The 14,622-nt window shown below is 62.1% G+C and carries 12 protein-coding genes; 3 read left to right on the plus strand and 9 right to left on the minus strand.

The features are described from left to right. Positions 1-73 precede the first annotated feature (73 nt). From HYPGJ_RS04425 to HYPGJ_RS04435, 3 genes are all read right to left on the minus strand, one after another. Positions 74-850: a glucosaminidase domain-containing protein gene (locus HYPGJ_RS04425; RefSeq protein WP_046846706.1), complete on the minus strand. Its 777-nt coding sequence runs from the start codon at positions 848-850 to the stop codon at positions 74-76. Positions 851-880: 30 nt separating this feature from the next. After that, a complete protein-coding gene (locus HYPGJ_RS04430) occupies positions 881-2,128 on the minus strand; it encodes a glucosaminidase domain-containing protein (RefSeq protein ID WP_244466010.1) in 1,248 nt (415 codons plus the stop codon). Between the two features lie 327 nt (positions 2,129-2,455). Next, positions 2,456-3,196, minus strand: a complete 741-nt coding sequence (locus tag HYPGJ_RS04435; protein WP_046846074.1) for an SDR family oxidoreductase — start codon at positions 3,194-3,196, stop codon at positions 2,456-2,458. Between the two features lie 361 nt (positions 3,197-3,557). On the opposite strand from HYPGJ_RS04435, the gene HYPGJ_RS04440 reads away from it, so the two are divergent. Together HYPGJ_RS04440 and HYPGJ_RS04445 are read left to right on the plus strand one after the other, a co-directional pair. Continuing rightward, complete coding sequence (locus HYPGJ_RS04440) at positions 3,558-4,322, plus strand: TorF family putative porin (protein WP_046846075.1); 765 nt, start codon at positions 3,558-3,560, stop codon at positions 4,320-4,322. A gap of 149 nt (positions 4,323-4,471) precedes the next feature. Beyond that, a complete protein-coding gene (locus HYPGJ_RS04445) occupies positions 4,472-5,227 on the plus strand; it encodes a hypothetical protein (protein WP_046846076.1) in 756 nt (251 codons plus the stop codon). A 60-nt stretch (positions 5,228-5,287) separates the two neighbouring features. Here HYPGJ_RS04445 and HYPGJ_RS04450 read toward each other — a convergent pair whose 3' ends face one another. Then, positions 5,288-6,244, minus strand: coding sequence for a ribonuclease T (locus HYPGJ_RS04450; RefSeq protein ID WP_046846077.1), 957 nt, complete (start codon positions 6,242-6,244; stop codon positions 5,288-5,290). A 52-nt stretch (positions 6,245-6,296) separates the two neighbouring features. Next, entirely contained in the window at positions 6,297-7,709 is a 1,413-nt protein-coding gene (locus HYPGJ_RS04455) for a dipeptidase (RefSeq protein ID WP_046846078.1), read from the minus strand. A 125-nt stretch (positions 7,710-7,834) separates the two neighbouring features. Here HYPGJ_RS04455 and ppdK point away from each other — a divergent pair, with 125 nt between their 5' ends. Beyond that, positions 7,835-10,561 (plus strand): pyruvate, phosphate dikinase, encoded by a 2,727-nt coding sequence (gene ppdK, locus HYPGJ_RS04460; RefSeq protein WP_046846079.1) that lies wholly within the window; start codon positions 7,835-7,837, stop codon positions 10,559-10,561. Between the two features lie 22 nt (positions 10,562-10,583). On the opposite strand, the gene HYPGJ_RS04465 is transcribed toward ppdK, so the two are convergent. The 4 genes from HYPGJ_RS04465 to nadA form a co-directional block, all read right to left on the minus strand. Next, the gene (locus HYPGJ_RS04465) at positions 10,584-10,811 is read right to left on the minus strand and encodes a hypothetical protein (protein WP_046846080.1); all 228 of its coding nucleotides are present in this window, start codon (positions 10,809-10,811) and stop codon (positions 10,584-10,586) included. An 87-nt stretch (positions 10,812-10,898) separates the two neighbouring features. Beyond that, a complete protein-coding gene (gene nadC / locus HYPGJ_RS04470) occupies positions 10,899-11,792 on the minus strand; it encodes a carboxylating nicotinate-nucleotide diphosphorylase (RefSeq protein ID WP_046846081.1) in 894 nt (297 codons plus the stop codon). Then, positions 11,789-13,441 carry an L-aspartate oxidase gene (locus HYPGJ_RS04475; RefSeq protein WP_046846082.1) on the minus strand — a complete coding sequence of 551 codons (1,653 nt, stop codon included), beginning with the start codon at positions 13,439-13,441 and terminating at the stop codon, positions 11,789-11,791. Before HYPGJ_RS04475 ends, nadC begins: the two co-directional genes overlap by 4 nt. Before the next feature lie 33 nt (positions 13,442-13,474). Further along, entirely contained in the window at positions 13,475-14,536 is a 1,062-nt protein-coding gene (gene nadA / locus HYPGJ_RS04480; RefSeq protein ID WP_046846083.1) for a quinolinate synthase NadA, read from the minus strand. Between the last annotated feature and the right edge of the window lie 86 nt (positions 14,537-14,622).

Here is a 14,622-nt window from a genome sequence, read left to right on the forward strand (position 1 = left end):
TTGCGCTGGATCCGCGGCCTTCGCTTGCGCTTGGCCGAGGATGACGGTTGTCGAGGGAAATGGCCCGAGCTGTTTAGCGGCTATTCTTGGGATCAACGACGTATTCGGGAAGCGGTCCGCCAAGTCCTGACGGCTGCGGCGCGAAATCTTGCCAGCCGCGCGCCGGTCGTGGTGCGGGCGGCATCGTCTCCTGCGCGGCATGCGTCTCGCCGGTGCAATACTGCTCTTGATATTGACCTGCGATGAAGTCGATCGACTTGGCGTAATGGCGATCGGCGGCCCACCGTCGTGCGAGATCACCGAATGTCACGGCGCGGCCGAGGCGGTTCGATTTCGCGATGATGTCGTTTTGGTTTTCGCGCGTGCGCTTCGCGATCGGCTGCACGAGGCGTTCACCCGAATACGCGACGAGGTGCTGAATTTGTGCGTGCACGCCGGTTGCAACGTCTGCGAAGCGTTCGCCTGGAACGCCGTTGCCCGTCGCACCGATGCCTGCGAAATTGTTCTGCGTCTCGTTGACGTCGCCGCGACGGCCATCACCGCGCCGGAACTTCAGGAAGTTGGTTTCGATCGCCATCTGGAAGAAGGCGAAGTCCCAACGCACATGCCAGCCTTCGCCGTAGAGCTTGTAGAACCGGGCGATGTTCGCGAAACGCGCGTCGACCTTGGTATTGCGCTGCGCCAGGAAGGCCATCAGCCGGTCCGGCGTTACGCACGCCGGAACCTGGTTCGTCGCGCCGGTACGAATGGGCGGCGCTGCGTCGGCCACAGTCGCATAGAGCGCGAGCGCGGCCGCCGAAGCAAACGTCGCGACGGCGCGTTTGCGAAGCGATGAGTTTGGCATTGCCATGCGAATGCGGCCCTTCACTACGCGCCGCACTCAGCCATCCGGGCAGAGTTCGAAGGCTTTGTCGAGCGCCTGCGAGGGATTGGTGAATTCACCGACCGTCTCGCCGCCTTTGGCGTAAGCCGCGATATACGCCGCCGCTTCGCGCTTCTCGGAACCTTCGTTGACATCGAGGACGGTGTAGTTGTCCTGCCGGTCGGCGCGCGCTCTGATGATCACGGAGTGACCGCCGCCGTAGCTCGCAGTCCAGACCTTGCACGTCGGCCGAGCGGAGGGCGACAGCGTCGGCGTCGATTTCGACGTGATGCCCGGAAGCACGGCCGACTTGGTGCCGGAGCCGAGAGCAGCCGTCTGTATTTTCTTGGTTGTCTTCTTGGTCGGCTCGACAGGCGCGGAGTCTGCCGGTCGACGCGCTTCCGTTTCAGCCGATGCAGCAGCCACGGCGTCGGCCGGTGGAGCGGCAGCGTTGATGATCTTCACGGCCTGCGCCTTTTCCGGCTGAGCAGGTTCGCCGACAGAGACAGTCTGTGCGTCGTCAGTCTGCGGCACGAGTTCTTCCGCGCCGAGGCCGGAGCGAACGAACGAGCCGGACTTGCGCGCTTCTTCGACGGCGCGGCGAGCAAGTTCAGCTCCCGACGGCTTGGACGATGACGCGCCAGCGTCCGCCATCGCAACCTTCGGATCGGAAGCGGTCGATGTCTGAGCTGGTGCGGCGCCCGGACGAGCCAGAGCCAGCAACTCAGGATTGGGATCAGGTGCCCGGCACGGGCTGCCGTAGAAGCTCTCGGCAATATTCGAGATATCGCGCGCATAGCGGCGCGACGTCGGCGCCCACTGTTTCGAGACCTGCTCGTAATTGATCGGGCCTTTGAGCGTCTTCTGCCAATCCGTCAGCACACCCCATTCCTGCACCTTGCGGGTCCGCTCGGCGACCGGATCATCGAGATGCTCGCCGGCATAAAGAAGGAGATGCTGAAGATGGGCCTTCACGCCCGTCGCGACATCCGCAAAGCTTTCGCCAGGGACGTGCTTTCCGGTGGCGCCGAGACCGGCGAAATTGTTCTGATTGGATTTGACGTCGCCTTTGAACGTCAGGTTGCCCGTTTCGAGCAACATCTGGAAGAAGGCGATGTCCCAGCGGATTTTCAATTCATCGCCGATGCGCATGTAATCTGCGGCGATCGTCGAGAAATGGCCGTCCACATTGCCGTTGCGGCTATTGAGGAACGCCATCAAGCGTCCAGGCGTGGCGCACGCCGGAACGGTGTTTGTCTTCGTCATTTTGACTTGTGGAAGGTCTGCCGCCGAGGCCGGCAGAGGCGCTACAACCAAAGGCATGGCTGCAGCGAAGACGAACGCCAATGGCGTCCGAACGCGGCTTATCATGGATACACCCATAACGACGCGGCACCCCTCGAAGAGCGCCATACAAAACCAATTAAGGTTCGTAAGCGCTTAACGTTAAAAAAGAGTTGAGACCCCCCGTGAGTCACCGCGAGGATCGCCAAGCAATAGGGCGGTAATTAGGGCGCGACAGGGTCAGATTGAGGCGGAAACGGCATGCGCCGCGATTCATGAATCGCAGCCGTCGTTTCACTTTGGAGCGGATCAGGTGAGGTGTTGGCCGCCATCGAGAGCGATCATCTGACCCGTGAGCGAGGGCGTCGCGAGGATGAAACGCACGGCGGTTGCGATTTCCTGCGCTGACGGCCCACGCTTTAAAAGAGTCGACTGCTTCTCCTTATCGAAGTCGTCGTCGGTCTGATGGATGCTTTTAAGAACGGGGCCGGGACCGATGGCGTTGACACGGATGCGGGGAGCCAGCGCCTGCGCGAGCGTTCGCGTCGCCGTCCAGAGCCCGGCCTTCGAGATCGTATAGGAGAAGAACTCCGGCGTCAGGTTCCAGACTCGCTGGTCGATGATGTTGATGATGTTGCCGTCGGCGCCCTCCGGCAGCTGCCTGGCCATGGCCTCGGAGAGGAAGACGGGGGCCTTGAGATTGATGCAGAGGTGGAGGTCCCAGGTCTTCTCGTCGAGGTGTCCGATGCTGTCGGGCAGAAACTCGGACGCATTATTGATAAGGGTCGTGAGCGGCCCGAGCTCTCGTCCGATCGTTGCGACCAGGGCGTCCAGAGCCTGACGGTCGGCGAGGTCGGCCTGGAAGGTGCGCGCGCGGCCGCCGCGGTCGCGGATATGCTGCGCGAGGGCTTCGGCTTCCGTCCCCGAATTCCGGTAGTGGATGGCGACGGCGAAGCCCGCCTCGGCCAGATCGAGGGCGATGGCGCGTCCGATGCGGCGGGCGGCGCCTGTGATCAGGACGGTCTGGCTGGCTTCTGATGTTTGGCTCATGGCTGCCGATTAGCAGAATCGAACATGGGAATCACGACCGCTCCGAGCTTCGGCCGCCGGGGAGGGGCCCTGGGCCGCAAAAGCGTAGCCGAATCACTGCTCAGTTGCTCCTCATTCCGCCGCTGTTGCAGGCAAGCGGCAGCCTGGAGTGTGCATATTTTGGAGGCAAATTTGCTTTATCGGGGCCAGCTATTGCGGCATCGTTGCCACAATGTGACAGCGCCCCCCCGAAGTCGGTGTTTCCTGGGCCTAAACACTTGTGTCAACCGGCCGAAGAAGTTTCTCTCACCAACAACGCGGTGTGAATCGAGGGGTCCGCAAGTGCGGCGACTGCGAACCGCTGATTGGACGGGGGTTGTCTATGGCAAAATTTAAAAGTTTCTTGGGTGCGGCTGGGGTCGCAGCACTCGCGTCGTTGGCGATGTCGACGGCTGTACTCGCAGACGATAGCGAAGATCGGAAGTTCGGCTATTCGATCACGCTGACGGGAACGAGCGACTATATCTTCCGCGGTATGTCGTTGAATAATCAGCTGCCGGCGTTCCAGCCGTTTATCGAATTTACGTATGGTATCGCCTATGTGAACTTCTGGGGTTCAAACATCTCCGGCCAAGGCTATGAGCCGTTCGAGATGGACATCAGCGCCGGTATCCGCCCAGTTACAGGGCCTGTGAGCTGGGACTTGGGAGTTGTGTACTACACCTATCCGGCGAATAGCCTCGGATGGAGTGCGACCGATTACGTGGAGTTCAAGGTTTCTGCGTCGATTACGCCGGTTACAAACCTGACGTTGGGTGTCACTGGTTATTGGACGCCGGACCAGGGTACCAACTACGGCGAGACCGAAACGGTTGAAGGCAATATCAGCTATGCCTTGCCGAAATTCGCGATTTTTGACCCGACAATTGGTGGTACCCTCGGTTACTCCAATGCTGATAGAGCCGGCTTCTTCCTTGGCGAAGGCGACTACACGTACTGGAACGTCGGTTTGAAGCTTGCTGTCGACAAGTACTTCATGGACTTCCGCTATTGGGATACCAACATCAGCAAGAACGTTGGCAACGACTTCAATAACTCAACGGCCGACTCGCGCTTCGTGTTCTCGGCTGGCGTCAATCTGCCATAACTTCTTTCTTCTAGATCTCCCGACTGAGTCGAACCGGGGCCCTCGTTGGGCCCCGGTTTTTTGTTGCATACATGAGACGAGGCGCTTGCGTAGGTCCGCAACTCACGACACAAAAGTCGTTCGGGCTCTTTCGGCGGGCGACAATATTCGTGCTTCCGGCAGTCTTTATCCTGGTCGCTCTGACCATCGCTATTGCAACCGCGCTGCTTGCACCGCGGCTTTTGCCGCGCCGTGTGCGTATGGACGTCGCTCCCGACCGCCCGCGGGCGTTTGGAAGCGAGATGTCATGGCTCGCCGTCAAGACGGATGACGCCGGGCGCTTGGCGGCCGTTCTCGGCCTCGACGATTTGAGCGTCGCGAACTGGAATTCCGGGATCGGGGCGATCTACGACCTGAAGCTCTCCGATACGTTCGTCTTCATTTCACCTCCGGTCGAGGGTTGGACGTTCGTCGCGGGTGTGTCCTTGCCGTTGCCGCAGCGGGGAGGGTTCGTCGACAAGGCCGCGCCGCTTCTGACGCGTGTCGCCCGCGAATTTCGCTCCGTGCAGTATTTCGCAACTTTCCCGATCATCGACTTCTACGCCTGGGCGTGGTTCGAGAACGGCCAGCCGATGCGCGCTTCCGCCTTTGGCGAAGCGGCGCCTGTGTGGGACTCAGGCCGTCCGACCGCACGCGAACGGGAGTTAGGCCTGTCGACGTTGGAACTTCGCGGCATCGCCAATCGCCAAGGCGATATCGGCGGGGCGCTGCTGCTTCACCCGACCGAGTCGCACGTGCTCGGCATCGCAGGTGGTTGGGGCTTGAACCCGATGACGATCGAAGCGCTTGGCGGTCGACACAGCACCGGCTGGATCGCGCGCGCACCGCATGCGTGGCGTGCGGAACGTGTGCGCTCGGCGGCCTGAGAGACGGAAACGCGACTTAGATCGCGCTAACTCCGATCACAACAGATCCCGATTAGTGCCTTACCGAGCCTGCCGCCCGTAATCGTAATCCATGCGCGGCCCCGGCAACGGCGCCTGGCGTTGGGTATTCTGAGGTGCGCTGTCGGCGGAAGTATTGTCCGGCACGCTGCGTCTGGTGGTGGTATCCGGACCGCCTGTCGATCGCGTCGGCGGAATGAAGACGCGATCGCTCGCGCAAAGCTTTCTCGGATTTTCGTTCTGCCCGCATGATCGCGGCTGACCGTCTTTCGATAGGCAAAGGCGGACCTCTCTCAGCCCCTTCGAGCCGCAGACGACGGCAATCATATCAGGCTTGAAATTCGGATTGGCCTGCGCGAAGTCGCGGCGAATATCGTCAGGTGACGCGACCTGAGTCTCAAACGGGTTGCGGAAGCGCTGTGGAATGTTGATCCCGTCGAACAGGCGATGCGCCGTCGCGAAGTAGCGCGCTGGGTCCATTCCCGAGCACGTGCCATGCGCCCGGTATTCGTGAATGACGAGACCGCGGCTCGGCATGATGTCGAGCATGCTGGAGATGACGTTATCCGGCACGAAAGGACGCCGAGGCAGACGGCACTCGGAAGGATAGCCGTAATTGTATTGCGGCCAGAGCCCATGCAGGATGAACGAATAGCGCCGCCCATCGCGCCGGTTGCATTGCGCATCGTCGTCCTGGCCTTTTTCCGCGCAGTACGTCGGGCTCCACGAAAGAACGAGCGCGTAGTAGTCGAACTGTCCGGGCACGTCGCGGTCGCCGCCATTGCCGTAGCTGTTCCGGCCTCGATCCCTGTAGCCGTCGCCGCTGCTGTAGCCGTTGCCGCCGCCGTCCGAACGATTGTCGGCAGTCTCCGTGCGATCGGCTGAACTGGTCTGATTGCCCGTCGCGACGGACACATTCTGCTGCCGCGTCATATGCACGGCGAACCCCGCGATGAGCAGTAGAACGATGGCAGTCAGAAGCAGGTGCGGTTTCAGCATGTCATGGTCTCAAGCGGCACGGGGCCGGAAATAGAAACGAGCGAATGAATTTCTACGCAGGCTTCGCAGCCTTCGCAGCCAGCGCCGCAAGGATGCGCGCCCAGCTTCGCGCGCCCTTCTCGAAGCTCCGCATGTTGTACTTTTCGTTTGGCGAATGAATGCGGTCGTCGTCGAGGCCGAAGCCGATCAGCAAGCTGTCCATGCCGAGCGCATCACGGAAGGATGTGACGATCGGGATCGATGCTCCGCTGCCCATCAGCACGGCGGGCTTGCCCCATTCTTCTTCGAGCGCTTTCGCAGCCGCTTGCATCGAAGGGTCCGCAGTGTCGAAGCTCACCGCGCCGGAACCATGATGGCCAAGCCATGTCGCCGTGCAATCGGCGGGAAGCACGCTCTCGACATAGTCGTGCAGCGCCGTCATCACCTTGTCCGGGTCCTGTCCTGCGACGAGCCGGCACGTGATCTTCACCGACGCCTTTGCCGGAATGACCGTCTTCGATCCGATGCCCTGATAGCCGCCCGTCACGCCGTTGAACTCCAGCGTCGGACGCGACCAAAGTTGCTCGATGACCGATCGGCCTTTTTCACCTGCCGGCGTTTTGAGGCCGACCGAGCCGAGGAAGGCTTCGCCCGTCAAGCCGAGTGTTTTCCATTGCGCGAGCTGCTCCGGGGCTGGCTCCGTCACGCCGTCATAGAATCCCGGCACGGCGATGCGACCGTTGTCATCATGAAGCGCGGCCATGACTTTCGCCAGCGCGCGGATCGGATTCGTCACCGGCCCGCCGTAGATGCCGGAATGAAGATCGCGGCCCGGGCCGCTGATAACGAGCTCGTCGCCGACGAGACCGCGCAGCATCGTCGTGATCGCAGGCGTATCCTTATCCCATTGTCCGGTATCGCAGACGAGCACGAGATCGGCTTTCAGCTCATCGCCGTACTTGGCGAGAAATTCTGGGAGCGATGGCGAGCCGCATTCTTCCTCGCCTTCAATAAGCACCGACACGGCAATCGGAAGCTTTCCGGCGACCGTCATCCAGGCGCGGGCGGCTTCGAAGAAGGTCATCAGCTGACCTTTGTTGTCCTCCGCGCCGCGGGCGACGATCACCTCGCCGTTGTGCGGTTCGCTCGTAACGCGCGGCTCGAACGGCGGCGACTTCCAGAGATCGAGCGGATCGGCTGGCTGCACGTCGTAGTGCCCGTAGAAAAGAACATGTGGGATGCCGGGCTCGCGGTTCGTGCGGTCATGCGCGACGACCATTGGATGCCCGCTTGTTGGCACAACCTTAGCCTCAGCGAAGCCGATGTCTTTGAGTGTCGCGGCACACCAATCCGCGGCCTTGCGGCAACTTGCCTTGAACGCCGGATCGGTCGAAACGCTATCGATGCGCAAAAGCTCGAACAGCCGCTCGAGCCCGGCAGCTTTTGATTGACCAAGTGTATCGAGAACGGTTTCCAGCGCGGTCATCTTAGTAGACTTTCCAAAAGGCGAGCGAAGCCAGGAAGGCTTCAGCTAGGAATACGGAACTCCATTTGCTATGGCACGTCTCCTGACGCGGATCATGGCAGCATGAAGACCGCACCGGAGGTCTGATGGCACAGCCGGACACGGACGGCAAAAAGAAATGGGTTTACGCCTTTGCGCCGGGTCGCGCCGAGGGCGGCGCCGACATGTCGGAACTGCTGGGCGGCAAGGGCGCCAATCTTGCCGAGATGGCGACGCTGGGCTTGCCCGTTCCTCCCGGCTTCACGATTACGACCGAAGTTTGTGACGCTTTTTTCGCGGCCGGAAACAAGCTGCCCGAAGCATTGAAAGCCGATGTCACGAAGGCGCTCGACGAAGTCGGCACGACGGTCAACGCGCACTTCGGCGACTACAAGCGGCCGCTGCTGGTCTCCGTGCGTTCCGGCTCCCGCGCGTCGATGCCGGGCATGATGGATACGATCCTCAACCTCGGCCTCAACGACAAGACGGTCGAAGGTTTGGCCGCGTTGACAGGCGATTCACGCTTTGCCTTCGACAGCTACCGGCGCTTCATCCAGATGTACGGCGACGTCGTGCTCGGCGTCGATCACGGCGCGTTCGAGGACATTCTCGAGAACTTCAAGAACCTCAACGGATTTGCAGCCGACACCGATCTCGACGAAGAGTCCTGGCGCGAAATCATCGCCGACTACAAGGCCGCCATCGAGCGCGAGCACGGGAAACCCTTTCCGCAGGACACCGGCGAACAGCTTTGGGGCGCGATCGCTGCCGTGTTCAATTCGTGGCACAACCCGCGTGCGCAAACGTATCGCAGATTGCACGATATCCCGGATGATTGGGGCACCGCCGTCACGGTCCAGGCGATGGTGTTCGGCAACCTCGGCGACAACTCCGCGACCGGCGTCGCCTTCACGCGTAATCCCTCGACTGGCGAGCGTGAGATCTTCGGCGAGTATCTGCCGAATGCGCAGGGCGAGGATGTCGTCGCAGGCATACGCACGCCGCAGCCGCTGACGAGCAAAGGCGCCCGCGAGGCTCCGGGAACGGCACTCGAGTCCGCGATGCCTCGCGCATTCAACGAACTCAAGGAGATTTTCGATCGGCTCGAGCGGCACTATCACGACATGCAGGACGTGGAATTCACGGTTCAGCTCGGCACGCTCTGGATTTTGCAGACGCGATCCGGCAAGCGCACCACCGAGGCCGCGCTGAAGATTGCGGTCGATCTCGCAGCGGAAGGCTTGATCAGCCAGGACGAGGCTATTTTGCGCATCGAACCGGCGCAGCTCGATCAGCTTCTGCATCCGGCGATCGATCCGTCGGCGGAACACGATCTGATTGCGAAGGGATTGCCCGCGTCGCCCGGCGCGGCGTCCGGCGAAATCGTCTTTCATTCCGAAATGGCCGAAGCGCTCAAGGCCAAGGGACGCGATGTCATTCTGGTTCGCTCGGAGACGAGCCCGGAAGATGTGCAGGGCATGCACGCAGCCGTCGGCATCCTGACGGCGCGCGGTGGCATGACGAGCCACGCCGCCGTCGTCGCGCGCGGCATGGGACGGCCGTGCGTTTCCGGCGCAGGCACGCTGCGCATCGATACGAATGCTGGAACGATGCGCGCCGGGGCACGCATTTTCAAATCCGGCGACATCGTCTCGATCGACGGCAGCACCGGGCGCGTTTATGCGGGCAAGGCGAAGATGCTGCCGCCGCAACTTTCCGGCACGTTCGCGACCGTGATGCAGTGGGCCGACGGCGCGCGCCGCATGAAAGTCCGCACCAACGCGGACACGCCACGCGATGCGCGTCAGGCGCGCGAGTTCGGCGCCGAGGGCATCGGTCTCTGCCGCACCGAGCACATGTTCTTCGAGGAAGGCCGCATTCTCGCCGTGCGCGAGATGATCTGCGCCGAAGACGAGGAGGGGCGGCAGCAGGCGCTCGACAAGCTGCTTCCCGTTCAGCGCGCCGATTTCGAAGAACTGTTCGAGATCATGGCCGGGTTGCCGATCACGATCCGTCTGCTCGATCCGCCCTTGCATGAATTTCTTCCGCACGAGGATCGCGAGGCGGCGCAGGTCGCAGCCGCGCTGGGCATGGACCTGATGCGTCTTAAGGCGCGCGTGGCGGAGCTTGAAGAATTCAATCCGATGCTCGGCTTCCGTGGCTGCCGTCTCGGGATAAAATATCCCGAGATCACGCGCATGCAGGTGCGAGCTATCTTCGAGGCCGCGATCAACGCTCAGAAAAAAGCGGGCGATGCCGTGCGTCCGGAGGTGATGGTTCCGTTCGTCGCGTATCGCCGCGAGTTTGACGTTCTGCGCGAGGTCATTATCTCGACCGCCGAAGCTGTGCAGCGCGAAATGGGCGTCGAAATCCCCTACGACGTCGGCACGATGATCGAGCTGCCGCGCGCCGCGTTGAGAGCCGCCGACATTGCCCGCGGACCGGCGGGCGCGGACTTCTTCTCATTCGGTACGAACGACCTGACGCAAACCGCGCTTGGGCTCTCGCGCGACGATGCCGCGCCGATCCTCTCGAACTATCTCGAGCATGAAGTAATCTCGACGGACCCCTTCGTCACGATCGATCAGGGCGGCGTCGGTGAGCTTCTGAAAATTGGAGCCGAACGCGGCCGCGCCGTGAAGCCCGATCTCAAAACCGGCATCTGCGGCGAGCATGGCGGCGATCCGAAATCGATCGCATTTTTCGAAGGCATCGGCCTCGACTATATTTCCTGCTCGCCGTATCGCGTGCCGATCGCCCGCCTCGCTGCGGCCCAGGCCGCCATCCGGCTGCGCGACGCCAGCAAGCCTCAGCCTTCGCCAGAGCAAGAGTAGTCGCGCAAATTAGGCCGATGAATCACAACGGGCCATTCTGGTGACGATCGATATCGTCGAGGCTTGGCTGGCGCGGACGCGGGCCTTTGTTCTTCGGCAGGAACAACAGCCAGAGCACGACCGGCGGCACGAAGAAGCACCACGCCATCCAATAGGAATAGTCGCGGTTTTTGATGCCGGCCAGAATGGCCGCAAGCACAGACGCCGTAACGGCCGTCACGCCCCAAGCCACGATCCACTGCATCGCCATCGAACCCTCACTTCAATCCGCCGTCGCTGTCAGTTGGCGCAAACGCATCTGGCGACATTAGCCAGTTGGGCAGCGACTATGGCGAATTCATGCTTGAATTGTCGCCTGCTTCGGCGACGCGATGAAATCCAGTCCGAGATCGAGAACCGATGCCGAATGCGTCAGCGCGCCGACTGAAATCAGGTCAACGCCGGTTTGCGCGATTTCCGTCACGGTTTCAAGACTAACACCGCCCGAAGCCTCGGTAAGGCAGCGCCCACCGACAGTTGCCACGGCTTTCACAAGGTCAGCGGGCGTCATGTTATCGAGCAGGACGCAGTCGACTTTTTCCCGCATCACGATTTCGAGTTGCGCCAGCGTGTCGACCTCGACCTCGATTTTGGTCATGTGTCCGGCAGCAGCCTTTGCGGCTTTGATCGCGCTCGCTATGCCGCCTGCGGCGACGATGTGATTGTCCTTGATGAGTACAGCGTCGAAAAGCCCGACGCGATGATTGAAGCCGCCGCCACAGCGCACGGCATATTTCTCGAATGCGCGAAGTCCTGGCGTCGTCTTGCGCGTATCGACGATTTTCGCGTGCGTACCCGAAACCCGGTCGACGTACTGTCGCGTCAGCGTCGCGATGCCGGAGAGCCGGCCGAGAAAGTTCAGCGCGACGCGTTCGGCCGTGAGCAGTGCGCGTGCATTGCCCGAGACGCGCGCGATCACGGCTCCGGGCTTGACCGGCTCGCCATCGCCGATCTCGATCGTAAAATTTGTGTCCGGCGCGATGGCGCGAAAGGCAGCCTCCGCGAGCGCAAGACCCGCAACGACGCCAGGTTTGCGCGCGGCGATGACGGCGTTGGCCGTTGCGTTCGCCGCGACCGTTGCGTTCGTCGTGATATCGCCGGCGAGGCCGAGATCTTCATCGAGCGCAACGCGAATGGCGGCGTCGACGAGATTCTGCGGCAACGACGGCAGGCTGCGTGTCGAGCGGCTCATGGTCGGCACGCCGCTGCGGACACGCTGCGGGACGCACGCGGCGCCGCCTCGGTCGCTTTCAGATCATCCACCGTGATGAAGGTGCGTTTCGCGAATGCCGGATCGGCTGCAGGGTAATCGACGCGGAAATGACCGCCGCGGCTTTCCTTGCGCGCCAGCGCCGCCGCGGCAATCAGACGTGCGGTCAGGATCATATTCGAAAGCACCGTATCGTCGGCTGCTGACTCGTCGAGCTTCTTGAGAGCCGAAAGCGCCGCCTTCAGGCCCTTCGCGGAACGCTGAACGCCGACGTACTTCGTCATGATCGCGCGCAGCGTGTCGATGGCCTCGCTGCGTTGTTCGGGTGCCGACGCGCGGTTGCCGGGCACGCGGCGCGGGTGAACGAAATGCCCGACGCGATCGTGCGGCAGGTATGCGCGAATGTCGGCAGCTGCGCGCGCGCCAAAGACGACCGCTTCGAGCAATGAGTTCGATGCCAGACGATTAGCTCCGTGCAATCCGGTCGATGCGACTTCGCCGACGGCCCAGAGTCCGGCGAGGCTCGTGCGCCCGCGAAGATCGGTGGCGATGCCGCCCATGTGGTAGTGCTCCGCCGGCGCGACCGGGATCAAATCCTTGGCGGGATCGATACCCGCGCGCTGACAGTGACTCCAGACCGTCGGAAACTCGTCCTTGAAATGCATGCCGATCGCCTCGCGGCAATCGAGGAACACGCCGCGACCTGCGTTGAGTTCATTGAACACGCCGCGAGCCACGACATCACGCGGCGCAAGCTCGCCGCGCGGATCGATCGCCAGCATGAAGCGTTCGCCGAGGGAGTTGACGAGCGTCGCGCCTTCGCCGCGCAGCGCTTCCGTCGCGAGCGGTGCGGGATCGATCCCGGCATCGATCGCGGTCGGATGGAACTGCACGAATTCGGGATCGGCAATCACCGCGCCCGCGCGCGCCGCCATCGCGATGGCTTCGCCTTTTGCGTAGGACGGATTGGTGGTCAGCGCGAACAGCGCGCCGACGCCGCCGGTTGCCAGCACGATCGCGGATGCGGGCACGAAAACGTAGCTGCCGGTCCCGTGCGATCGCGATCTGATGAGGCGAATACCTTCGATCCGGTCGTTGTCCGCGATCAGGCCGTCCGCTTCATAGCCTTCGAGCACGCGGATCGATGGCGTGTTGCGCACCGCAGCGATGAGAGCCTGCATGATCGCGGCTCCGGCGCGGTCGCCAGACACGCGGACGACGCGCTTTTCCGAATGCGCCGCTTCCTTCGAGAGAACGTAATGCCCCTCAAGGTCGCGATCGAAGGGAACGCCATAGCTCAGCAGATCGCGGATGCGGTCCGGACCCTCATCGGCGACGACGTGTGCGACTTGCGTGTCGACGATGCCGCCGCCGGCTTCGATCGTGTCGGCTGCGTGTTTATCTGTGCTGTCGCCTTCGCCAACGGCAGCCGCGATGCCGCCCTGAGCCCACATGCTCGACGCACCCTCGCCGAGCGGCGCCGCCGCGATGACCGTCACCGGCAGCGGCGCGAGTTTGAGTGCGGTGAACAACCCCGCAAGCCCGGCCCCGATAATGACGACGTCGCCCGGGCCGGGCTTACCTTCGAAAGGGACGAAGGATCGTGCCTCCCGTTGTCTTTGTGCAGTCATTGCATCGCCTCCCCGTGAGCCGTCGCTCAAAAACTAATTGGTCAGGTTGACCATGCGCTCGACAGCGCGACGGGCTCGATGGGCAACATCGGGATCGACCGTCACCTCGTGACGCAAGTTGACGAGACTGTCGTAGATGTTCTCGAGGCTAATCCGCTTCATGTGCGGGCACAAATTGCATGGCCGGATGAAATCGACGTCCGGAACTTCGATCGCGACGTTCGATGCCATCGAGCATTCGGTGACGAGCATGACCTTCGGCGGGCGTTTGTCTTTCACCCACTGAATCATGCCCGACGTCGAGCCGGTGAAGTCCGCGGCGGCGATGACGTCCGGCGGGCATTCGGGGTGCGCGATGATCTTGAGGCCAGGCTCGGCCTCGCGCATCGTCTGAAGTTCTTCGCCCGTAAAACGCTCGTGCACCTCGCACGCGCCCTTCCAGGTGATGACTTCGACCTTGGTCTGCGACTGCACCCACTTCGCCAGGTACTGGTCAGGTATGCACAAAACGCGGGGCGCGCCGAGGCTTTCCACAACTTTCACGGCGTTGGACGACGTGCAGGTGATGTCACATTCGGCTTTGACGGCGGCGGAAGTGTTCACATAGGTCACGATTGGAACGCCGGGATAGGCTTCGCGGAGCATGCGAACGTCTTCCGGCGTGATCGAAGACGCGAGCGAACAGCCGGCGCGCATGTCCGGGATGAGCACGGTCTTGTCCGGCGACAGAAGCTTCGACGTTTCCGCCATGAAGTGCACGCCGGCCTGAACGATGATCTTCGCATCGACGCGTGCGGCTTCCTTCGCGAGCTGCAGGGAGTCGCCGCGAAAGTCCGCCACGCAATGAAAGATTTCGGGCGTCATGTAGTTGTGCGCGAGGATGACGGCGTTGCGCTGCTGCTTCAGCTCGTTGATCGACTTGATCAGCGGCGCGTAGTGCGGCCATTCCATCGGCGTCACGACGTGCTGAACGCGCGCATACATTGGCGCCATCTCGGCTTCGAGCGCCTTGGACCAGGAATAGGGGGGCACGGCTTTGGCGGCCGGATGCGATGCAGTGGCCGGTTTCGCCAGTCGCTCAAGGGTTTGAACCATTGACCCGTCTCCCGTAAGAGCGTATATACTCTTAGTGAGCATATACGGGATAAAAACAGCGTCGGCACAGCAAGCCGCATTTCACG

The organism is Hyphomicrobium sp. GJ21 (genome assembly GCF_001006785.1).
Classification (GTDB): Bacteria; Pseudomonadota; Alphaproteobacteria; order Rhizobiales; family Hyphomicrobiaceae; genus Hyphomicrobium_B.

Bases quoted from the DNA above. Each gene is read 5' to 3' on its own strand.
- HYPGJ_RS04435 (WP_046846074.1), bottom strand. From the start codon at position 3,196: ATGAGCCAAACATCAGAAGCCAGCCAGACCGTCCTGATCACAGGCGCC.
- nadA (WP_046846083.1), bottom strand. From the start codon at position 14,536: ATGGTTCAAACCCTTGAGCGACTGGCGAAACCGGCCACTGCATCGCAT.
- HYPGJ_RS04425 (WP_046846706.1), bottom strand. From the start codon at position 850: ATGGCAATGCCAAACTCATCGCTTCGCAAACGCGCCGTCGCGACGTTT.
- HYPGJ_RS04430 (WP_244466010.1), bottom strand. From the start codon at position 2,128: ATGACGAAGACAAACACCGTTCCGGCGTGCGCCACGCCTGGACGCTTG.
- HYPGJ_RS04455 (WP_046846078.1), bottom strand. From the start codon at position 7,709: ATGACCGCGCTGGAAACCGTTCTCGATACACTTGGTCAATCAAAAGCT.
- nadC (WP_046846081.1), bottom strand. From the start codon at position 11,792: ATGAGCCGCTCGACACGCAGCCTGCCGTCGTTGCCGCAGAATCTCGTC.
- HYPGJ_RS04465 (WP_046846080.1), bottom strand. From the start codon at position 10,811: ATGGCGATGCAGTGGATCGTGGCTTGGGGCGTGACGGCCGTTACGGCG.
- HYPGJ_RS04475 (WP_046846082.1), bottom strand. From the start codon at position 13,441: ATGACTGCACAAAGACAACGGGAGGCACGATCCTTCGTCCCTTTCGAA.
- HYPGJ_RS04450 (WP_046846077.1), bottom strand. From the start codon at position 6,244: ATGCTGAAACCGCACCTGCTTCTGACTGCCATCGTTCTACTGCTCATC.
- HYPGJ_RS04440 (WP_046846075.1), top strand. From the start codon at position 3,558: ATGGCAAAATTTAAAAGTTTCTTGGGTGCGGCTGGGGTCGCAGCACTC.
- ppdK (WP_046846079.1), top strand. From the start codon at position 7,835: ATGGCACAGCCGGACACGGACGGCAAAAAGAAATGGGTTTACGCCTTT.